Genomic DNA, 20,068 nt, shown 5'->3' on the forward strand with positions numbered 1-20,068 from the left:
GGCGGCAGCAGCAGCTGGACCAGCGGGCCGATGGCCAGCGCAAAGCGGCCGGTGACGACGCCGACCTGCCCCACCGGCTCCGGCAGCGGCCCGACGGCGGCGGCCATCGCGGCGGCGTCCATGGTCGTGTACGCGTCGTGCTCGCTCGCCAGCGCGACGAGGGTCTCAGGGGTCGCCCGCAGCACGAGGGCCGGGCGGTCGGGGTGCTCGCGGCGGGCCTCGCGGACCAGCGCCAGCACCTGCTCGGTGCTGCGGCCGGTGGCCCAGACGACCTCCGGCTCGGGCACGGGGGTCCGGCGCACGACGGGAGCGGCGCCGGGAGCCGGCTCGTCGGCGTCCACCGGCTCCGGGTCCACCGGCTCGGGGTCCGCCGGCTGGGCAGCGGGGAGCGGGCCGAGGAGCGGTTCGCCGGGGCGGTCGACGCCCAGCGGCGGATCAGCCGGCGTCGCTCCCGGGTGGACCGGCGCGGGGCCGCCCAGCAGCGGGGTGAAGCCGTCGTCCTCGGGCTCCGCCGCGTCGTCCGCGGCACCGGCGGACGGGCCGAACAGCACGTCGAGCGGGCTGCCACCGGCGCGCTTCTGGGTGATGCCGGAGAGCCGGACGACCCGGTCCCGGCCGCTGCGCTTGGCGTCGTAGAGGACGCCGTCGGCCGCGGCGAACAGCGTGCGGCGGTCGTCACCGCGGGCGGCCGACGCGATGCCCACGCTGATGGTCACCGGTGTGCTGAGCCCCATCGAGGCCCAGTCGTGGCCCGCGACCTTGCGGCGGGTGCGCTCCAGCGCGCGCTCCGCCTGCTCGGCGGTGGTGTCGGGGAGCAGGACGACGAACTCGTCGCCGGCCCACCGGCACACCTCGTCGGTGTCGCGGACGCCGGCGATGAGCAGTTCGGCGACGACCCGGAGGACGGCGTCGCCGCCGGGGTGGCCGATGGTGTCGTTGATCGACTTGAACCGGTCGACGTCGACGACGGCCAGTGCGGGCACGCCGCCGCCGGCGAGCAGCCCGTCCAGCCGGGCCTCGGCGTAGCGCCGGTTGGGCAGGTGCGTGAGCGGGTCCTCGTAGGCCTGCCTGCGGAGCTGGCCCGCCGCCCGCTCGGTCTCGAGCAGGCTCTTGCGCCGGCCGAACAGCTCCACCCAGCGGGTGCGCCGCTCGTCGACCCGGTCGAGCTCGTCGGACAGGTAGGCCTGCAGGTAGGGCAGCGCCCGGCCGGCGTCGTCCAGTTCGGCGTGCAGCGTGCACAGCTCCCGGAGCGCGGCGCGGCGGAGCCGGGGCAGGCCGTGCTCGGTGGCCAGGTGGAGGGCGGAGACCAGGTGCTCGTCGGCGCCCGCTGCGTCGCCCTGCCGGCGCAGGGTCCGGCCCAGGGCGAGCTGCGCGGCCGCCCGCTGGGCGCGGTCGTCGGCGGCCGAGGTCACCCGGACGGCGGCGCGCAGGGGGCCGGTGGCGGCGGCGTGCTCGCCCAGCCCCACCAGCGCCCAGCCGTGCACGATCTGCGCGGCGACGACGCCGGGGGCGCCCGGGGGCAGCAACTGCAGGGCCTCCTCGGCCAGCGCCCGCGCCTCCGCGAAGTGCGGCACGGCCGTCTCGGGCAGGCCGTCGTCGAGCAGGCCCTCGCCCAGCTCGGCGCACAGCTCGCCCAGCCGGGTCGCGGCTCCCGCGACGAGCACGTCCGGGTCCCCGTCCCCCGGTCCCAGGAGATCGGGATCGGCGGCGGCCGACCGGGCCGCCTCGTGGGCGCGGCGCTGGAAGTCCAGGGCCAGCGGCATCAGCTCCAGGTCGGCGAGGACGCCGGCCAGCGTGCCGAGGGTGTCCACCAGCAGGCGGCTCGGGGGCAGCCCGGGATCGAGCAGGCTGGCCGCCTCCACCGCCTCGTCCATCGCGGCGTCGATCCGCCGGGAGAGCAGTTCGATGCGCGCGTGCCGCGCGAGGCCCGCCGCCCGCTGCAGGTCGTCGTCGGTCGCGTCGAAGGCCGCCTTCGCCGAGCGGACCAGCGCGATGGCCAGCGCCGCGTGGGAGGCGGACTCCGACCGGGGGTCGGCGTCCGGGTCGTCGGGGGAGCCGGTGCCGTCGATCAGCTCCGCCACACCGGCGTGCAGGTCCAGGGCCGGCTCGCGTGCGCCCGCGGGGCCGCCGATGGTGACCGGCTCGCCGACCAGCGTGAAGCCCGCGACCCGGAGCCGGCGCACCAGCAGTTCCGCGCGCAGCGTGTCGGCCCATGCCCGGCCCAGGTCCGAGGCGTCGCCGCCGGCGTCCGGGTCGGGCTCGGCCGCCTGGTAGGGCGAGGGCTCGGAGTCCACGCCGGACAGCAGCTGCTCGGCGTCGTCGAGCTGCCAGTTCGCCAGCGCAGCGGTCACCCGCTGGTGCAGGGCTCCCGGTGGCACGAGCGCAGAGTGCACGGCACCCCCGTCGCTGTCGAGCACGTCCCCGGGAACGCGCCGTCCCCCGTCCGTCGTGCCCCACGAGTCCCAGCCGGCCGCCGCGGTCATGCTCCGGACCGCCCGTCGAGCGGCCCGCCGCCGGGCGCGCGCACCCGGTTGCGTCCGCTGCGCTTGGCCGAGAACAGCAGCAGGTCGGCGGTGTCGAACAGCGCCCGCCACCCCACCACCGGCTCGGGCTGGCCCTCGCCCACCTCCGGTGCCGTCGCGACCCCCACGCTCACGGTCACCGGCTCGGTCAGCCGCAGGTCCGACCAGTCCGCCGACGCGACCGCCGCGCGCAGTCGCTCCATGACGACCACCGCCTGCGCCTCGGTCGCCGTGGGCAACAGCACGAGGAACTCGTCCCCGGCCCAGCGGTAGACCTCGTCCCCGGTGCGGCTGTGCTCGCGCAGCAGGTCGGCGACCCGGCGGAGGACGACGTCGCCCTGCGTGTGCGAGGCGCCGTCGTTGACCTCCTTGAAGCGGTCGACGTCGACCACGGCCAGCGACAGCGGCTCCTCGCCGAACCGCAGACCGGCCAGCCGGCGTTCGGCGCTGCGGCGGTTGCCCAGGCCGGTGAGGGCGTCCTCGAGTGCGTGCCGGCGCAGCACCGCGGTCTGCCGTTCGGCCTCGCGCAGCCGGCTGCGGCGCACGAACATCTCCGCCCACAGCTGGCGGCCGCGGGAGTTCGCGCGGCCGGTGTCGGCGCGGTAGGCCTCCAGCCAGTGCAGCGCCTCGGCGGGGCGGCCGAGGTCCGCGGTGTTCTGCCCCAGCTCGAGCAGGCACTGCCGGTAGCGGCGGCGGTCGCCCGAGGACGCGAAGGCGCCCGCCGCGTCGACGAGCAGCTCCACGGCCTCCTCGCCGTGCAGGGGGTCCCCGTCGCGGAGGGCCAGTCGGCCGAGCAGGCGGGCCAAGGCCAGGTCGGTGTAGCCGCGCAGCCACACGGTGCCGTCCGCCTGGACGTGCCGGGACACGCGGCGCAGCGGTCCGAGCGCGCCGTCGAGGTCGTCGGCGCAGGTCAGGGCCCACGCCTGGACGACGTCGAGCAGGTCGGCCTCGGCCGGTTCGGATTCGCGGTCCAGCTCGCGGGCGGCGGTGGCGCAGCCGATCGCCTCCTCGGCGAGCTCGCGGGCCCGCTGCTCGTCCCCGCGGCGGCGCAGCGTCTGGGCCAGCTCGACGTGCTGCTGGGCGCTGAGCAGCAGCGTGCGCCACTGGTCGTCGAGGTCGGGGAGCTGGCCGGCCACGTCGTGGGCCCGGCCGGCGTGTGCGACGGCGAGCTCCTCGAGATCCAGCCCGGCGAGGGTGAGGGACAGCCAGCGGTGCGCCTGGAGCAGAGGGCGGGAGGGCTCCAGGGCCGAGGGCTCCTCGGTGAGCAGGCTCGCGTCGACGGCCATCAGCATCGCGGCGTCGACGTGGTCGGCGGTCACCTCCACGTGCGCCAGGTAGGCCAGGGCCAGCGCGCTCCACGCCGAGGGCGGGCAGGCGTGCAGCGCCTCGCGGGCGGCGGCGGTGGCGGCCGCGGCGGCGTCGGTGTCGCCGTCGGCCACGCTGCGACGGGCGGCCAGCGCCGAACGCCACGCGGTCCAGTAGGGATCCGTGGAGCCGGCCAGGACGTCGTCGACGTCGTCCAGGGTGCTCCGGAAGGCGTCGTCGTCCCGGTCGCCAGCGGCCAGCAGCCGCCACAGCGCCGGGTGCAGCGAGCGGAGCTGGATGGGCGAGGGCGCCGGCGAGGCAGCGGCCGACGAGGCGGGGGGCACGCCACCTCCAGTCGCGGGTCGTCGTCCGGCGCGGCAGCCGGAGCTGCCGGTCAGCGAGGCAGCTTCCCCCGGGTCGCGTGCTCGCCGTGACCCGCCCGCACTACCCTCGTCGGATGCCCGGGATGCCACCCAGCACGTCTCCGACGCGGTTCGCCTATCTCGGGCCCGAGGGTACCTTCGCCGAGGCGGCCCTGAGCAGCGCCGTTGCCACCAGTGAGGGAACGCGAACCCCCCGCCCGAGTGTCCCGGCGACGCTGGCCGCCGTCCGTTCGGGGGACGTCGACGCCGGCCTGGTCCCGATGGAGAACTCCGTCGAGGGCTCGGTCCCCACCACCATGGACGGGCTGGCCGACGGCGATCCGCTGATCATCACGCGCGAGGTGTTCCTGCCGGTCGCCTTCACCCTCGCCGTCCGGCCCGGGACGACGCTGGCCGACGTGCGCTCGCTGGCCAGCCATCCGCACGCGCTGGCCCAGACGGGCCGGTGGCTCGAGGCGAACCTGCCCGGGGTGGCGCCGCTGCCCGCCAGCTCCACCGCCGGGGCGGCGGCCGCCGTCGCCGCCGGGGAGTTCGACGCGGCGGTGTGCGCGGCGATCGCGGCGCAGCGCTACGGCCTGGACGCGCTGGCCGACGACATCGCCGACCACGCCGGCGCCGTCACCCGCTTCGTGCTGGTCACCCAACCGGGTCCGCTGCCCGAGCCGACGGGCAACGACAAGACCTCGCTGGTCGCCGTGGTCACCGACCGCACCGGTGCGCTGCTGGACGTGCTGCGCGAGTTCGCCGTCCGCGGGATCTCGCTGACCCGCATCGAGTCGCGCCCGCTGCGCGACCGGCTGTGGGTCTACTCGTTCTTCCTCGACTGCGAGGGCCACATCGCCGACCGCCGGGTGGGGGAGGCGCTGGCCGCCCTCCACCGGGTGTGCGAGGACGTCCGCTTCCTCGGCTCCTACCCCCGGGACGACGGACGGGAGAACCGCGCGGTGGAGCCCGACTCGGCCGACGACGCCTTCGCCGAGGCGGCGGAGTGGCTGACGCGGGTGCGCGCCGGGCGCGTCTGATCAAGGACCCTGTCCTCCTCACCGCTCGCACGCTCGCGGCGAGCCTCCGGACGGGGCCGCAGGAACGAGTGCACGGCGGCTACGCTCCGCCGCCGTGATGCACGCGACGCCGGCCGGACGCCACGACGCACCGGTGCCGGGACCGGACCCCGCCCGCCGCGGTGCTGCGCAGGAGCTGGGCTTGCTGCAGGTCTGCTACCTGGTGTTCCTGCTGCCGTGGTTCCTGCTGGCCATCGGCGGCACGATGGGCCTCGCGAACTGGGAGTCCATCGTCGCGGCGTTCGTGATCCTGGCCTGGTGGGCCTATCCGTTCGTCGCCCTCGGGACGGCCATCGCCGCCTGGGCGCTGTTCGCCACCCGGCGGCACGGTGCCGCGCGGTGGGTGAACCGGGTGCCGCTGGTGTGGGTGCTCGTCGGCGTCGCCCTGCTGCTCTGGATCTGGCTCGCCACCGCCTGACGGTCGTCCGCGAGATCTGCACAGTCGGGGCTCCCGCGCGGCTGAGGGCCCGCTGGGACAGGTCTCGACGACGCCGGCAGCCGGAGTTGCTGAACCCGGTCCGGGAATGCCCGGTCTGGCGTGCTCGCGTGCCGATGCCGCGCGTGCTCCTCCGCCGGCTGGCTGTCGGGGCGGGCGTGATCGGGGCAGTGGCGGTGGCCGGTTTCGTGTGGGCGATGTTCTTCTACGACGGCCGGCAGGACATCGACCTCGCGCCCTGGGCGGAGGGGGAGCGCTACTCCTCCGAGCTGATGCCGGGCGCCCGCTGGGCCACGGGCGAGCTGTGCGACTCCGACCTCCCGTGCTTCCAGGCCGTCGCCTCCGAGACGCTCACCATGTACCGGTTCGATCACCGTCAGGACGCCGTGGCCGCCGCGGAGCGGTTCGGCGCCGCGACTGCTGACGACGCACTCCGTCGTTGATCATCGTCATGTGGCTGCTCGCCACGCCGGTGGGAGCAGCCAGATGACGATGATCAACCGGGACGCGGTGCGGTCGGGCCCTTCGCGAGCGTGCCGGGCCACCAGACCCTGTCGCCGATCAGGTGCACCGCGGCGGGCACCAGCAGGGTGCGGACGACGAGGGTGTCGAGCAGCACGCCGAAGCCCACCAGGAACCCGAGCTGGATGAGGATGACCAGCGGCAGCACGGTGAGCGCGCCGAACGTGGCCGCCAGCACCAGGCCGGCGCTGGTGATCACCCCGCCGGTCACCGCCAGCGCCCGCAGCACGCCGTCCCGGGCTCCGTGCCGGACGGACTCCTCCCGGGCGCGGGTCATCAGGAAGATGTTGTAGTCGATCCCCAGCGCCACCAGGAACACGAAGCCGATCAGCAGCACCTGAGGGTCGCTGCCCGGGAAGTCGAAGAGATGCTCGAACACCAGCGCGGCGACGCCGACGGTCGCGGCGGTGCTCAGCGCGACGGTGCCGACCAGCAGCAGCGGTGCCACGACCGCGCGCAGCAGCAGGGCCAGCACGACGGTGATCACGAGCAGCACCAGCGGGACGATGACCAGCAGGTCGCGCGCGGCGGTGTCCTGCGTGTCGAGGTCCTGCGCCGACGTGCCGCCGACGAGCGCGTCCGGGTCGACGTCGCCGACCGCGGTGCGGAGCTGCTCGACGGTGCGCTGGGCGGCCTCGCTGTCGGGGGCGTCGGTCAGCGTCGCCTCCAGGCGCACCAGGCCGTCCACCTCGAGCGGCTCGCCGTCGCCGGCCCCCGGCGGGCCCCCACCGGTGAACGGCTCCACCCCGGCGACGCCGTCGGTACCGGCCGCCGCGTCGGCGACCGCCGGCCAGTCGTCGGCGGGGGTGATGATGACCGCGGGGCTGGCGGCGCCGGCCTCGTAGTGCCGGGCCAGCACCTCCTGACCCCGGCCGGACTCCGAGCCGCCGCGCACCCCTTCGGACAGCGGGATGCCGCCGGAGTCGAACGTCGGCAGGAACAGCGCGAGGACGACGAGCGCGCCGGCGCTGCCCAGCAGGTAGCGGCCCGGGCGGCGGCCGACGGAGCTGGCGATCCGCTCCCAGCCCCGGCCCGAGGCGTGCTCCTCGCCGTGCTCCGGGCGGAAGGGCCAGAACGCCGCGCGCCCGAACAGCACGAGCAGCGCGGGCAGGAAGGTCAGCGCGGCCAGCATGGCGAAGGCGATGCAGACCGCGGAGATCGGGCCCAGGCCGTGGTTGGAGCCGAGGTCGGAGAAGAGCAGGCAGAGGACGCCGAGGATGACCGTGCCGCCCGAGGCGAGGATCGGCTCCCAGGACTGCTTCAGGGCGACGCGCATCGCCGTGTACTTCGACTCCTCCCGGCGCAGCTCCTCGCGGTACCGGGCGACGAGCAGCAGGCCGTAGTCGGTGGCCGCGCCGACGACGAGGATCGAGGCGATGCCCTGGCTCTGGCCGTTGACGTCGATCCAGCCCTGCTTCGCCAGGAAGTAGGCGACCGCGAGCGAGACCACCAGCGCCATGGCCGCGGTGCCGATGACCAGCAGCGGCAGCAGGGGGCTGCGGTAGACGACCAGCAGGATCAGCAGGACGACGCCGAACGCCGCGAGCAGCAGCAGGCCGTCGATGCCTTCGAAGCCCGCCGCGAAGTCGGAGAAGAGCGCGCCGGGGCCGGTGACGTACTGGGTGGTGCCCTCGATCGCGGGCAGGTCGCGCAGCTCGCCGACGATCCCGGGGAGCGCATCCCCCAGGTCCGGGTCGAACGGCAGCACCGCCTGCACGGCCACCCCGTCCTCCGACGGGATCACCGGCGACGGCTCGCCCTTCAGCGCGCCGGCGTCCGCCGCGATTGCGACCGCCTCGTCGACCCGCTGCTGGGCCTCGGCGACGGCGGCCTCGTCGAGCGTGCCGTCGTCGCTCTCCCAGAGCAGGATCACCGGCAGCGAGCGCTCGGTCTGGAACTGCCGCTGCAGCTCGGTGACCTGCGTGGATTCGGCGCTGTCGGGGAGGAAGGCGGCGGAGTCGTTCTCCGAGACCTCGCCGAGCTTGCCGCTGAAGGAGCCCAGGGGGCCGGCGATCGCCAGCCAGGCGATGGCGACGAGGGCCGGGATCAGCCAGCGGAGGATGCGGGTACGGCGAGGCATGATGTCCCTTGACGGTCGATTATCTCGATCATCGAGAGGTTATCTCGGACGGCGACGATGCGCGAGGGAGCGGCTGAGGTGGACGACGAAGCGGCCCGGATGCGCCAGGAGCTCGGCCTTCTGCTGCGCCGGCTGAACGTGGAGCTCGATGCCGTCGGCCAGCGGTTCGCCGACGTGCACGGGCTCAACCGCACCGACGTCCGGGCGCTCGTGGCGATCATGGACGCCGCGCGCCGCGGGGAGGCGCTGACCGCCGGCCGGCTGGGGGAGGCGGTCGACCTGCGCTCGGCATCGGTGACGGCGCTGGTCGACCGGCTGGAGCGGGTGGGCCACGTCCGGCGCGTGCGCGATCCGGAGGACCGGCGACGCGTGGGCCTGGAGATGTCGGAGACCGCGATGGCCGCGGGTGCCGAGCACTTCGGCGGCCTGGCGCAGGACCTGGTGGCCGCGATGGGCGACTACACCGACGAGGAGCTGGCCGTCGTCCGCCGCTGGCTGGAGGACATGACCGGGGTGGTCACGCGCCACTCCCGTGGGGAGCCGGCACCCTGACCCGGATGCGGGGCGACCCTCCCGCCGCGACGAGGGCCGCGAGGCCCAGTGCGACCAGGCCGTAGAAGGCCCACAGCTGCGCCTCGATCGGCCAGGCCAGCAGGAAGAAGCTGGCCAGCAGGACGGCGTTCAGCGCGGTGAGCACGGTCCACGCCAGGCGGCTGCCGCGGACGGCGAGGAACCCCAGCACCGCGAGCACGAGCAGCCAGGCGCCCGGGACGGGCCCGGGATCGCCGGGGCGGGCCGCCAGCAGGGCGGCGCCCGCGACGCAGCCGGCCCAGACGCCCATGGCCACGGGGCGGGACGGGGTTCCGAGGCGCGTCACGGCGGACATGATCGTGACCGGGCGGTCTCCGGGCAAGGACCCGCAGGCGAGGACGAGGGCCCCGCCGACGCCGTGGCCTGACCAGCAGGCGGGTACCGATCGGGCCCCGGTTGCTCGCCGGCCGGTACCACGGGGCCGTCGTCCCGGGCAGGATGGCGGCCCCCGGACGGAGGAGGACAGGTGCTCCGCGAGCGAACCGCCTGGCTGTCGGTCGCCGTCCTGGGGGCGCTGGCGCTGGTGGGGGTGGGGCTCTGGCTCGTCCTGACGCCCTCGGCCTCGGACTCCGGTGTGCCGGACGAGTTCACCGACCGTCGGTCGCTGCTCGATTGTGGGCGCACCCCGTTGGGTCCCGGCGACACGGCCGGCAGGGCCGTGACGGACGTCGGGAAGGAAGTGAACGAGTGCTTCGACGCGGCGCTGGCCGAGGGTACCGGGGCCGAACTCGTCGTCGAGGGGGCATCGCCCGAGGGCGAGCCGGTGTTCGAGTACCACCGGGCGCTCCCGGAGGGCGGCGTGGAGGTCTTCATCGACAGCCGCGGCGGCGGCTTCGGGCCTCCGCGCTGGAGCTACTTCCGCTGCCCGGACGCGCAGACGTTCGTGGTGGCGCGGGGTGAGTGCGAGTACCGCGAGTTCTGACCCACAGGAGCGCGGCCGTCCGGGCGCAGCGAGTGTGCGCGTAGCGGGCCCATCGGCGTCCCATCAGCACGATGAGCGCACAGTCGCGCGTCACAGGTGGCGGGTGCTGGACGGCCGGTCCCGGTACCGATCGGGTACGCGCGGTCGCAGGCCTGTCCTTCCGGCTCCGGTACCGGCACGATGACGGCCTCGGACGGAGGTGGACATGGTGCTCGGAGACCGGGCGCTCGCGCAGTGGTTCGTCGACCACCTCGGCCACTGGCTGCTCACCGCCGTCGTGGCCGCGCTGACCGGGTTCGGCCTCTCGCTCTCCCCGGCGGCCGCCGGTGTCCCGGACGTGTTCGCCGACCGGCCGGCACTGCCTGACTGCGGCAGCGCCGCCCTCCTCATCGGCCAGGCCGAGGTGGCCGGCGCGGCGGTCGACTGCTTCGACGCGGCGCTGGCCGCCGGCGGGACCGCGGAGCTGCTCGTCCACGTGCACGGCGTCGACAACGACCCGGTGCTCATGTACCACCGGGCGCTCCCCGGCGGTGCGGGGGAGGTCTTCATGGACCACCGGCCGGACCAGTACCGCAGCGTGGACTGGCAGCACGTCCTCTGCCCCCGGGCCCAGGTCTACCCCGACCTCGAGGGCTGCGACATCCGCGAGCTCTGACCTACAGGTAGAGGCCGGTCGACTCCTCGATGCGCTCGGCGGCGACGGCGTGCACGTCGCGCTCGCGCAGGATGATCAGGTCCTCGCCGTGCACCTCGACCTCGTGCTGGTCCTCGGGGGAGAAGAGCACCTGGTCGCCCACCTTCACCTGCCGCACGCTCGGCCCCACGCCCTTGGCCTCGCCCCACACCAGCCGCTTGGCCACCTGCGCGGTCGCGGGGATCAGGATGCCGCCGCTGGAGCGCCGGTCGCCGTCCTCCTTGCGGAGCGCCACCAGGATGCGGTCGTGCAGCATCTTGATCGGCAGCTTGCCGGTGGCGGCGATGTCGTCGGGCACGGCCCGGAACGCTACCCGGGCGTCTCCGCCGACCGAGAGTGGACTTGTGACCGCCGCTCGCGGCGTGTCCTGCCGTGTCGGCGGCAACAACTCGCATCTCGGCGGGGAGTGACGGGCCGGACGGTCAGCCCCAGCCGAGCTCGTGCAGCCGCTCCTCCTCGATGCCGAAGTGGTGCGCGATCTCGTGGACGACGGTGATCGCGACCTCCTCGACGATCTCCTCGGCCGTCTCGCAGATGTCGCAGATCGCCTCGCGGTAGATCATGATCCGGTCCGGCAGCGCCCCGCCGTACTCCCAACCGCGCTCGGTCAGCGCGTAGCCCTCGTAGATGCCCAGCAGCTCGGGCTCCTCGGGATTGCGGTCCTCGACCAGGACGACGACGTTGTCCATGAGCTTCATCAGCTCCGGAGGCACCTCGTCGAGCGCGTCGGCGACCAGCGCCTCGAACACCGGCAGCGGCAGCGCCTTCATGCGTACGTCACCAGGACGTCGGGAGCGGGCGGCCCTCCTCGTACCCGGCCGCGCTCTGCACCCCCAGCACCGCGCGCTCGTGCAGCTCGTCCACCGTGCGCGCGCCCGCGTAGGTGCACGAGGACCGCACGCCGGCGACGATCTGGTCGATCAGGTCCTCCACGCCCGGGCGGGCCGGGTCCAGGTACATCCGGGACGACGAGATGCCCTCCTCGAACAGTCCCGCCCGCGCCCGCTCGAACCCGCTCTGCGTCGCCGTCCGCGCCTTGACCGCCCGCGCCGACGCCATGCCGAAGCTCTCCTTGTAGAGCCGGCCCGAGCCGTCGTCGTGGATGTCGCCGGCCGATTCGTACGTGCCGGCGAACCAGGAGCCGACCATCACGTTCGCCGCACCGGCGGCCAGCGCCAGGGCGATGTCGCGCGGGTGCCGCACGCCGCCGTCGGCCCACACGTGCTTGCCCAGCGAGCGGGCCTCCGCGGCGCACTCCTCCACCGCGGAGAACTGCGGCCGGCCGACGCCGGTCATCATCCGGGTGGTGCACATGGCGCCGGGGCCCACGCCGACCTTGACGACGTCGGCACCCGCCTCGATCAGGTCGCGGGTGCCCTGCGCCGTCACCACGTTGCCGGCGACTATCGGTATCTCCCGCCCACCCCCGCCGGCCACCGAGCGGACGGCGGACAGGGCCTCGATCGCCTTCTCCTGGTGCCCGTGCGCGGTGTCGACGACGAGCACGTCGACGCCCGCGGCGAGCAAGGCGGCGGCCTTGCCGGCGACATCGCCGTTGATGCCGACGGCGGCGGAGGTGAGCAGCTGCCCGTCCGCGTTCAGTGCCGGCGTGTAGATCGCCGAGCGCAGCGCGCCCTTCTTCGTGACGACGCCGACCAGCCGGTCGCCGTCGACCACGGGGGCGGCGCTGATCCGCTCGCCGGACAGGACGTCGAAGATCTTCGGCAGGTCCGTGCCGGCCGGGATCGTCAGCGGCTCCCGGGTCATCACCTCGGACAGCTGGGTGAACCGGTCCACGCCCTGGCACTGCCCGTCGGTGACGACGCCGACCGGCGAACCGTCCTCGACCACCACGACGATCCCGTGCGCGCGCTTGGTGAGCAGCGACAGCGCCTCGCCGACCGTGGAGGAGGGGGCGAGCGTGATCGGGGTGTCGTACACCGGGTGCCGGTGCTTCACCCACGAGACGACCTCGGCGACGACGTCGACCGGGATGTCCTGCGGCAGCACGGCCAGACCGCCCCGGCGGGCCGTGGTCTCGGCCATCCGCCGTCCCGAGATCGCGGTCATGTTGGCGACGACGATCGGGATGGTCGTGCCCACGCGGTCCGGCGTGGTCAGGTCGACCTCGAGCCGGGAACCCACGGTCGAGTGGTTGGGCACCATGAAGACGTCGGCGTACGTGAGGTCGTGGTCGGGCCGCTGCAGGAAGCGCATGGGCCCAGTGTCCCTGACGGACGCGGCCGGTCGAGACCGAACCATGCCAACTCGTGGCCATCGGGTGCCGACCGCCACGGGTGCGCATGGGTCGGGGTGGTGGCAGGCGCTCGGCGGTGCCGCCTCCGGGCGGCAGCGTGGCGATCCGGCACGGGTCCAACGGGTCGGCTCCCTTTCGGCAGAACTCGCCCGGTCGCGCGACCCGGTCTCACCCGATGCGATCGCTAGCGTCCGTCGGGAACGGGCTCCCGGCAGGTGGTCTCCCGTCGAGCCGGAGATCGAGGGGGTGGGGTGGCGTGCCGCTCGCGCGCAGATCCGGACGACGTCGCGGCGCCGTCCTCGCCGCCGCCGTCGCGGCGGCCCTCCTGGGCCCCCTGCTCGGCGGCTCGTCGGCGTCGGCGGACGTGGACAAGACGGGGGTCCGTGCGCTCACCACGCAGACCGCCGCCGTCGTCCCGGGCCAGACCGCCTGGCTGTCGGTGGTGTGGACCGCCGACCAGACGGTGACGAACTGGTCGACGACGGTGACCGCTCCTCCCGGGGTGACCGTCAGCTACCCGACCACGCGGGGCGGGTCGGACACCTCGCTCTACGGCTCGGAGACGCTCGTCGGCAGCACGCGCGACTTCACCGCCGTGAAGCTGCAGGTGCCCTACGCGCAGCGGACGTCGTTCCCGCTCACCGTCGTGTCGACCTACACCAGCACCTGCGGGGACAACGGCCAGTGCAAGGAGGTCGGGGGTGGCAACGACGACAAGGCCCGCGACTTCAGCACGACCGCCACCGTCACCGTCCCGGTCGTCCCCGCCGCCGGGCCGGAGTTCACGCAGGGCACGACCACCCTGACGGTGCCGGCGGGGAGCGACGCCTTCGCGCAGCTCGCCTTCAGTGCCGGGCAGGCCGATCTCGCCGACTTCACCGTCCGCGCCGGGCGGCTGCCCGCGGGGCTCGCGGTGGCCTACCCCGGCGACGCGACGGTCAGCCGGCCCGCGGAAGGCGCCGCGCTGATCGGGCGCACCACCGACCAGGTCGCCCTCCGGTTCGACACCACGGGCACGGCCCCGGGCACCTACACCGTGCCGCTCGTCATCACCTACACCGCGGCCACGCCGCGGACCGCTCCCGGGACGGTGACCCTTGTCGTGCAGTGACCGCCGCCTGGCCCGCGCCGTCGTCACCCTGGCCGCGCTGGCGGTCCTCGGGAGCACGGCCGCCTGCGGGGCGGACGCCACGGCCGAGGCCGCACCGGCGACGTCGTCCGGGACGCCGGCCGACGCGGACACCGGCCGGATCGCCGAGGTCGAGTTCGCCCGGCAGTGCACGGTCGCGTCGGTGAACTACGCCGACGAGTCGCAGTTCACGACCGACCTCGACGCCCGGCTGGCCGCCGCCGGCTTCACGCACCAGCAGTGGAAGCAGTGGCACGACGCCCTGGTGGACTCGCCGGAGCTGGTCGCCCAGTTCGCGCAGATCGGCGAGGCGGGCTGCCCCGCGGGCTAGGAGCCTGCGGGCACCAGCCGCTCGGCGGACGCGGGGGCACCGGAGAAGCCCACCCGGGGCATCGCCGTCCACACCGGCGTCCGGCGGGTGAGCGCTGCCACGAGGCCGCGCAGGCGGTACCAGGAGTGCGCCCAGCGGAACCAGAGGTGCTCCACGACGGCGGCCCCCATCAGGCCGAGCAGGTCGCGGCCCCGGCCGTACCGGTGGTAGGTGAGCTCCTCGACCGCGATCGCGGTGGCCGACAGCAGGATGCCCAACGCGATGGCGAGCACCAGCACCGCTCCCGCGACGGCCGGCTCGACCAGCCCCAGGACCAGCGAGGTCACGACCGCGGCGAGACCGATCAGCTCGATCACCGGGCCGAGCAGCTCGAAGAGCAGGAAGAAGGGCAGGGCCAGCACCCCGATGGGGCCGTAGCGCGGGTTGCCGATCATCCGGCGGTGCTTCCAGAGCAGCTGGCCCAGGCCGTGCGACCAGCGCGTGCGCTGCCGGCCCAGGACCTGCCAGCTCTCCGGCACCTCGGTCCAGCACACCGTCTGCGGGACGAAGACCACGCGGTGCGGACGCCGGTTGCGGCGCAGGTGCTCCTGGATCGTGACGACCAGTTCGGCATCCTCGGCCAGCGAGAGCGGGTCCATGCCGCCGACCTCGAGCACGACGTCGCGGCGGAAGAGCCCGAAGGCGCCGGAGATGATGAGCAGCGCCTGCGCGTCGGCCCAGCCGGTCCGGCCGAGCAGGAACGACCGCAGGTACTCCAGCACCTGCACGCGCACCACCCAGCGGCGGGACAACCGCGGCTCGAGCATCGTCCCGCGGTCGGTGAGCGCGCCGTTGGCCGCCCGGATGACCCCACCCGCCGCGACCACGTTGTCCGGGTCCTCGACGAAGGGGCGCGAGACCTGCAGGAGCGCCTCCGTCTCCAGGAGCGAGTCGGCGTCGACCATGCAGACCAGTGGATGCCGGGCATGGTTGAGCGCGGCGTTGAGCGCGTCCGACCGCCGGCCGACGCTCGTCTTGCGGATGACGAGCAGCGGGTCGCCGGTGGTCGCGCGGTGCACGGAGAGGATCTCGCCGTCGACGGGCAGGTCCGCGGTGGGCCGCGGCGTCACCTCCCGCAACGCGTAGCGCTCGGCGACCAGGGCGAACGTGCGGTCGGTGGAGCCGTCGTCGACGAGCACGACCTCGAGGGCCGGGTACTTCTGGCCCAGCGCGGCGGACAGCGTGTCGAGGATGCCGGCCTCCTCGTCGTGCGCGGGCACGAGGATCGACACGGCCGGCGTGAGCGGGCTGGCGAAGGTCTCGTCGTGGCCCTCGACCCCGCGCCAGTTCCGGTTGCGCCAGACCCGCCGCGCGCCGGCCAGCACCAGCAGCAGCGTGACCAGGTGGAACAGCGCGACGTGGGCCGTGAGCACCCAGCCGGCGAGCAGCAGGGCGTCGCCCAGGGTCTCGCGCATCAGCGCGCTCCGGCCAGGGGGCGCGCGGAGCCCAGGGGTGCCGCGTCGAGCGCGGCGCGGGCCGCCGGAGCCGCGGGGCCGTCGAGCGCCCCGAGGGCCCGCAGTCGGTCGCGCCCTTCCGGGGTGATCGAGGCCAGCGCGTCGGCGCAGGCGGTGCGCACGCGCAGGTCGGCCGCGGACATGCCGGCGGCGAGCGCCGGCACGGAGTCGGGGTCCCCGATGCGGCCCAGCGCCTCGGCGGCCGCCGCCCGCAGCGCGGGTTCGACGGCGAGCACGGTGACCCGGGCGAGGGCGCCGGTGGCCTGCGGGGCACCGATGCGTCCCAGGGCCCCGGCCGCGGCGAGGCGTACCTCGGCCGGCGCACCGGCGTCGTCGAGCGCGGCGGTGAGTGCGGCCGTGGCGGGGAGGTCGCCGTGCAGCCCGAGCAGGCTGGCGGACAGCGCCCGCGCGGGCGCGGTGCCGGAGTCCAGCGCGGTGCGCAGCGCGGGGAGGGCGGGCGTTCCGAGGTCGAGCAGCGCCATGCCGACGATGCCCGACGGCACCGCCCGCCCGGTGGTCAGCGCCGCCAGGAGGTCCGGCACGGCGGCGACGTCGCCGGTCTTGCCGAGCGCACGGGTGGCGGCGGAGCGGACGTCGGGGGAGCGGTCCTCGAGCAGGGTGACCAGGTCGGGGGTGTGCCGGGTGCTGCCCGTGGCGCCGAGCAGCATCGCGGCCCGCCCGCGACGCCACGGCGCCCGCGCGGAGAGCTGTTCCGAGGCGCGATCGACCACGCCCCGGGCGACCAGGAGGTCGCGCAGCACCTGGCGGTCGCTGCCCCGCAGCTGGGGGAGGAGGTGCAGGACGACGTCGTCGAGCACGGCCGGTGCGTCGGCGAGCGCCTCGGCGGTCTGCTCCCCGTCGAGCAGGGTGTAGACGAGGGGGGTGAGCTCGGCGCGACGGGCGGCGTCCCGCCGCTCCCCGCGGCGGCGGGCCACGTGCGCACCGCCGACCGAGAGGAGCAGCAGCACGACCAGGCCGGTCACCCCCGTGCTGGTGAGCAGCAGGGGACCGGGCAGGTCGGTCACGCCGGGATGCTGCCGGGTGGCAGCGCGGCGGTGACGCGGCTGATCAGCTCGCGCGTGCTGAACGGCTTGGCGACGAAATCGGTCGCGCCCGCGGCGAAGCCGCGCTCCAGGTCGGGCTCCTGCGCCTTGGCGGTGAGCAGCAGGACCGGGGTGCGGGCCAGGCCGGGATCGGCGTCCGAGCGCAGCGCCGCGCAGACCTCGAGGCCGTTCATCCGCGGCATCATCCAGTCGAGCACGACCAGGTCGGGGCGGAGCTGCCGGGCGGCGGCCAGGCCTGCCTCCCCGTCGGATTCGACCGAGACCTCGAGGCCCAGCCGGCCGAGCCGGAAGGCGACGAGGTCGGCGATCACGGGGTCGTCGTCGACGACCAGGACGTGGCTCATGGGGCTCCGATCGGGAAGGGTGGGGCACGATGGGCATCGGCACGACCGATCGAGAGCTGTAGGGCCGGCTCGCCTTCACACCGGTGGGCCCGCGGCCGAAAGCCGGGCGTGCCCCTCTCCACCCCCGGCCGTGCCGAGTCCGATGCGCGGCCGCTGCGGGCGCTGCTGCGCCGCCCCCTCGCCGTCGGCCTCGCCGCCCTGACGGCGGTGGCGCTCACCACGGTCGGCCTGGCCGTCGTCGTGCTCACCCTGCTGGGCGAGCGGGTCGACCGGGCGAACGGCCTGCTCAGTGCACTCCAGGACGGGCACATCGCGATGCTCAACCAGGAGACCGGGCTGCGCGGCTTCCTGGTCACCCGCGAGGCCCGCTTCCTGGAGCCCTACTACAAGGGCGCGGCCGACCTGGCGCAGGCCGACGCCACGCTGATCGAGCTCGGCGGGGACGACGACGCGCTGGCCGGCACGCTGGCCGAGCTGCAGGCGGCCGAGGAGCGCTTCATCACCGGGTGGGTGCAGCCGGTCCTCACCCGCCAGCCCGCCATCGGGGACACCGTCGCGCTCGCCGAGCTGCTGAGCCGCGACAAGTCGCTGTTCGACGCCTACCGCGAGGTCGAGCAGGAGGCGCGGGTCCTGGTCGAGGAGCAGCGCCGCGAGGCGATGAACCTGCAGCGCGTCGTCGTCGTGACCGGTGCCGCGCTGAGCCTGGCGGTCGCCGGCATCGTGGCCGTGGCCTTCCGCCGGGCCAACCGGAAGCTGGCGGAGACGCTGCTGCCGCCGACCCAGCGCGTGCGCGACACGCTCGCCGCGCTCGCGGCGGGGGACGTCGAGCGCCGCGTCACCGAGTCCGGCCCGGCCGAGCTGCGCGACATCGCCGGCGACATCAACGTGCTGGGGCAGGCGCTGCACGACCGCAACACCCTGGTGGCCGCTCGCGAGGAGGAGCTCGTCGCCGCGCGGGACGACGCGGAGCGCGCCGGCCAGGCCAAGACCGCCTTCCTCGCGACGATGAGCCACGAGATCCGGACGCCGCTCAACGCCGTCCTCGGGCTCACCGACCTGCTGCTCACCACGGAACTCACCGCGGAGCAGCGCAGCCACCTGGAGACGGTGGCCAGCAGCGGCGACGCGCTGCTCATGCTGATCAACGACATCCTCGACTTCTCCAAGATCGAGGCCGGTGAGCTCGACCTCGAGCAGGCCCCGTTCCAGCTCGACGACGTCGTGTACGACGTCGCCCAGCTCCTGGCCCCGCAGGCGGCGGGCAAGGGCCTGGACCTCCTGGTCGACATCCCCGGTGACGGCGGCTGGCGCGTGGTCGGGGACAGCGCCCGGCTCCGGCAGATCGTGATCAACCTGGTCGGCAACGCGGTGAAGTTCACCTCCTCGGGCCAGGTCGTCGTCGTCCTCACCGGCGTCGGGGACGTCGACGGCACCCTGCTGTGCCGGCTCTCCGTGATCGACACCGGCATCGGCATCGACCCGGAACAGCAGGGCCGCCTGTTCCGGTCGTTCAGCCAGGGCGACGCCTCCATCACCCGTTCCTACGGCGGCACGGGCCTCGGTCTGGCCATCAGCCAGCGGATCGCACACGCCATGGGCGGGGCGATCGCCGTGTACAGCGACCCCGGGGCGGGGTCCACCTTCACCGTCAGCGTGCGCCTCGCCCTGGCGCCCGCCGCCCCGGAGAGCGACGCCTCGACCGACCTCGTCGGCCGCCGGCTGCTCGTCGTGGACGACAACGTGACGAACCTGCGCATCGTGGAGCACCAGCTGGAGCGCTTCGGTGCCGGCGCCGTGCTCGTCGAGTCCGGCGAGGAGGCACTCGGCCTCATCGACGCCGGTGAGCGGTTCGACGCCTGTCTCCTGGACCTGCACATGCCCGGCATGGACGGGGAGGAGCTGGCCGCCAGACTGCGGGCCCAACCGGCCTCCGCCGGGACGCCGCTGGTGCTCCTCAGCAGTTCGACGGTCCTGCACGCATCCGGCCCGACGCCGTTCGACGCGCGGCTGCACAAGCCGGTCCGGCCCGCACGCCTCCTCGAGACCCTGCTGTCCGTCCTCCGGACCGGTGGCGGACCGGGCGCGGAAGCAGCGGGCGGTCCGGGCCCGCGGCCGCGGGGCGAGCGGCTGAGCGTTCTGGTCGCCGAGGACCACGAGGTGAACGCCCACCTCATCGGCCTCTACCTCCAGCAGCTGGGGCACGCCTGCGAGCGCGTCTCCAACGGGCAGGAGGCGGTCGAGGCCGTGCAGCGGTCGGCCTACGACGTCGTCCTGATGGACGCCCAGATGCCCGTGATGGGCGGGGTGGACGCCACGACGGCGATCCGGCAGCTGTCGATCGTCCAGCCGCGGATCGTCGCCGTGACCGCCAGCGTGCTCGCCAGCGACCGCACCGCCTTCCTCCGCGCCGGGGCCGACGAGTTCCTCACCAAGCCGGTGCGCCTGGCCACGCTCGACGCGACCCTCCGACGCTTCGCCCCGGCGGGACGGTCCGCGGCCGGCCCCGCCCCCTCGGCACCGGCCCTGCCCGTGCCGCGCCGCGGCGAGGCCGCGGACGGCGTCCTGGACGGGGAGACGGTCGAGGAGCTCCGGGACCTCGGGGAGGACGCCTTCGCGCACCTCTACGGCACGTACGCCGACGGCCTGCCCGGCACGCTCGCTGCACTGGCCGCCGCCGCGCGGGCCGGGGCCTGGTCCGAGGACGACGAACGGTCCGTTCCCCGGCTGGCGCACCGGCTCAAGGGCAGCAGCGCGGCGATGGGCGCGAGCCGGATGGCCGAGCTGTGCCAGCTCCTGCAGACCGGTGCCGGCGCGACCTCCGAGCTGGACCGGGCACTGACCCAGCTGCAGGAGGAGGGGGTGCGGGTGCAGGCGGCCGTCACGGCTCTGCTGGGAGCGGCGCACTGACCTCGGGCGGGCATGCCGCCCCCCTCC

General features: G+C 74.9%; 19 protein-coding genes. 9 read left to right on the forward strand and 10 right to left on the reverse strand.

All coding sequences use genetic code 11. The annotated features are described in order from the left end of the window. The coding region (locus tag RM425_RS20635; protein WP_311347113.1) for a diguanylate cyclase domain-containing protein at window positions 1–2,483 on the reverse strand (2,483 nt) is incomplete at its 3' end. Further along, complete coding sequence (locus RM425_RS20640) at window positions 2,480–4,171, reverse strand: GGDEF domain-containing protein (protein WP_311347114.1); 1,692 nt, start codon at window positions 4,169–4,171, stop codon at window positions 2,480–2,482. The genes RM425_RS20635 and RM425_RS20640, both read right to left, overlap by 4 nt. A gap of 113 nt (window positions 4,172–4,284) precedes the next feature. On the opposite strand from RM425_RS20640, the gene pheA reads away from it, so the two are divergent. From pheA to RM425_RS20655, 3 genes are all read left to right on the forward strand, one after another. After that, entirely contained in the window at window positions 4,285–5,232 is a 948-nt protein-coding gene (gene pheA / locus RM425_RS20645) for a prephenate dehydratase (protein ID WP_311347115.1), read from the forward strand. 94 nt (window positions 5,233–5,326) lie between these two features. Further along, window positions 5,327–5,689, forward strand: a complete 363-nt coding sequence (locus RM425_RS20650; protein WP_311347116.1) for a hypothetical protein — start codon at window positions 5,327–5,329, stop codon at window positions 5,687–5,689. A 128-nt stretch (window positions 5,690–5,817) separates the two neighbouring features. Next, on the forward strand, window positions 5,818–6,150 hold the full coding sequence (locus tag RM425_RS20655) for a hypothetical protein (RefSeq protein ID WP_311347117.1): 333 nt from the start codon (window positions 5,818–5,820) through the stop codon (window positions 6,148–6,150). 53 nt (window positions 6,151–6,203) lie between these two features. On the opposite strand, the gene RM425_RS20660 is transcribed toward RM425_RS20655, so the two are convergent. Further along, a complete protein-coding gene (locus RM425_RS20660; protein WP_311347118.1) occupies window positions 6,204–8,309 on the reverse strand; it encodes an MMPL family transporter in 2,106 nt (701 codons plus the stop codon). Window positions 8,310–8,387: 78 nt separating this feature from the next. On the opposite strand from RM425_RS20660, the gene RM425_RS20665 reads away from it, so the two are divergent. After that, window positions 8,388–8,861 carry a MarR family winged helix-turn-helix transcriptional regulator gene (locus tag RM425_RS20665; RefSeq protein ID WP_311347119.1) on the forward strand — a complete coding sequence of 158 codons (474 nt, stop codon included), beginning with the start codon at window positions 8,388–8,390 and terminating at the stop codon, window positions 8,859–8,861. Here the strand turns inward: RM425_RS20665 and RM425_RS20670 are convergent. Beyond that, window positions 8,827–9,186 (reverse strand): hypothetical protein, encoded by a 360-nt coding sequence (locus RM425_RS20670; protein WP_311347120.1) that lies wholly within the window; start codon window positions 9,184–9,186, stop codon window positions 8,827–8,829. The genes RM425_RS20665 and RM425_RS20670 overlap by 35 nt on opposite strands. A 180-nt stretch (window positions 9,187–9,366) precedes the next feature. Here RM425_RS20670 and RM425_RS20675 point away from each other — a divergent pair, with 180 nt between their 5' ends. Next, window positions 9,367–9,822 carry a hypothetical protein gene (locus RM425_RS20675; protein WP_311347121.1) on the forward strand — a complete coding sequence of 152 codons (456 nt, stop codon included), beginning with the start codon at window positions 9,367–9,369 and terminating at the stop codon, window positions 9,820–9,822. 205 nt (window positions 9,823–10,027) lie between these two features. After that, on the forward strand, window positions 10,028–10,477 hold the full coding sequence (locus RM425_RS20680; protein ID WP_311347122.1) for a hypothetical protein: 450 nt from the start codon (window positions 10,028–10,030) through the stop codon (window positions 10,475–10,477). Window position 10,478: 1 nt separating this feature from the next. On the opposite strand, the gene RM425_RS20685 is transcribed toward RM425_RS20680, so the two are convergent. The 3 genes from RM425_RS20685 to RM425_RS20695 form a co-directional block, all read right to left on the reverse strand. After that, window positions 10,479–10,814 carry a GroES family chaperonin gene (locus RM425_RS20685; RefSeq protein WP_311347123.1) on the reverse strand — a complete coding sequence of 112 codons (336 nt, stop codon included), beginning with the start codon at window positions 10,812–10,814 and terminating at the stop codon, window positions 10,479–10,481. Between the two features lie 124 nt (window positions 10,815–10,938). Beyond that, window positions 10,939–11,286 (reverse strand): metallopeptidase family protein, encoded by a 348-nt coding sequence (locus RM425_RS20690; protein ID WP_311347124.1) that lies wholly within the window; start codon window positions 11,284–11,286, stop codon window positions 10,939–10,941. A gap of 7 nt (window positions 11,287–11,293) precedes the next feature. Then, window positions 11,294–12,733, reverse strand: a complete 1,440-nt coding sequence (locus RM425_RS20695; RefSeq protein WP_311347125.1) for a GuaB1 family IMP dehydrogenase-related protein — start codon at window positions 12,731–12,733, stop codon at window positions 11,294–11,296. Window positions 12,734–13,029: 296 nt separating this feature from the next. On the opposite strand from RM425_RS20695, the gene RM425_RS20700 reads away from it, so the two are divergent. Then, entirely contained in the window at window positions 13,030–13,884 is an 855-nt protein-coding gene (locus RM425_RS20700) for a hypothetical protein (RefSeq protein ID WP_311347126.1), read from the forward strand. Next, window positions 13,871–14,233 carry a hypothetical protein gene (locus RM425_RS20705; RefSeq protein ID WP_311347127.1) on the forward strand — a complete coding sequence of 121 codons (363 nt, stop codon included), beginning with the start codon at window positions 13,871–13,873 and terminating at the stop codon, window positions 14,231–14,233. The genes RM425_RS20700 and RM425_RS20705 overlap by 14 nt, the downstream gene beginning before the upstream one ends. Here the strand turns inward: RM425_RS20705 and RM425_RS20710 are convergent. Genes RM425_RS20710 through RM425_RS20720 form a run of 3 tightly spaced genes read right to left on the reverse strand, consistent with a single transcriptional unit; the run spans window position 14,230 to window position 17,134 of the window. Next, complete coding sequence (locus RM425_RS20710) at window positions 14,230–15,687, reverse strand: glycosyltransferase family 2 protein (RefSeq protein WP_311347128.1); 1,458 nt, start codon at window positions 15,685–15,687, stop codon at window positions 14,230–14,232. The two genes, RM425_RS20705 and RM425_RS20710, sit on opposite strands and share 4 nt — an antisense overlap. Beyond that, window positions 15,687–16,751 carry a HEAT repeat domain-containing protein gene (locus RM425_RS20715; protein ID WP_311347129.1) on the reverse strand — a complete coding sequence of 355 codons (1,065 nt, stop codon included), beginning with the start codon at window positions 16,749–16,751 and terminating at the stop codon, window positions 15,687–15,689. Before RM425_RS20715 ends, RM425_RS20710 begins: the two co-directional genes overlap by 1 nt. Then, on the reverse strand, window positions 16,748–17,134 hold the full coding sequence (locus tag RM425_RS20720; protein WP_311347130.1) for a response regulator transcription factor: 387 nt from the start codon (window positions 17,132–17,134) through the stop codon (window positions 16,748–16,750). The genes RM425_RS20715 and RM425_RS20720 overlap by 4 nt, the downstream gene beginning before the upstream one ends. A gap of 108 nt (window positions 17,135–17,242) precedes the next feature. Between RM425_RS20720 and RM425_RS20725 the strand changes: the two genes are divergently transcribed. Continuing rightward, complete coding sequence (locus RM425_RS20725) at window positions 17,243–20,041, forward strand: hybrid sensor histidine kinase/response regulator (protein ID WP_311347131.1); 2,799 nt, start codon at window positions 17,243–17,245, stop codon at window positions 20,039–20,041. The last annotated feature ends 27 nt before the right edge of the window (window positions 20,042–20,068 follow it).

Source organism: Blastococcus goldschmidtiae (assembly GCF_031845325.1).
GTDB lineage: Bacteria > Actinomycetota > Actinomycetes > Mycobacteriales > Geodermatophilaceae > Blastococcus > Blastococcus goldschmidtiae.

Coding starts and splice junctions, on each gene's coding strand:
- pheA (WP_311347115.1), top strand. CDS start 4,285: ATGCCCGGGATGCCACCCAGCACGTCTCCGACGCGGTTCGCCTATCTC.
- RM425_RS20660 (WP_311347118.1), bottom strand. CDS start 8,309: ATGCCTCGCCGTACCCGCATCCTCCGCTGGCTGATCCCGGCCCTCGTC.
- RM425_RS20680 (WP_311347122.1), top strand. CDS start 10,028: ATGGTGCTCGGAGACCGGGCGCTCGCGCAGTGGTTCGTCGACCACCTC.
- RM425_RS20690 (WP_311347124.1), bottom strand. CDS start 11,286: ATGAAGGCGCTGCCGCTGCCGGTGTTCGAGGCGCTGGTCGCCGACGCG.
- RM425_RS20695 (WP_311347125.1), bottom strand. CDS start 12,733: ATGCGCTTCCTGCAGCGGCCCGACCACGACCTCACGTACGCCGACGTC.
- RM425_RS20710 (WP_311347128.1), bottom strand. CDS start 15,687: ATGCGCGAGACCCTGGGCGACGCCCTGCTGCTCGCCGGCTGGGTGCTC.
- RM425_RS20720 (WP_311347130.1), bottom strand. CDS start 17,134: ATGAGCCACGTCCTGGTCGTCGACGACGACCCCGTGATCGCCGACCTC.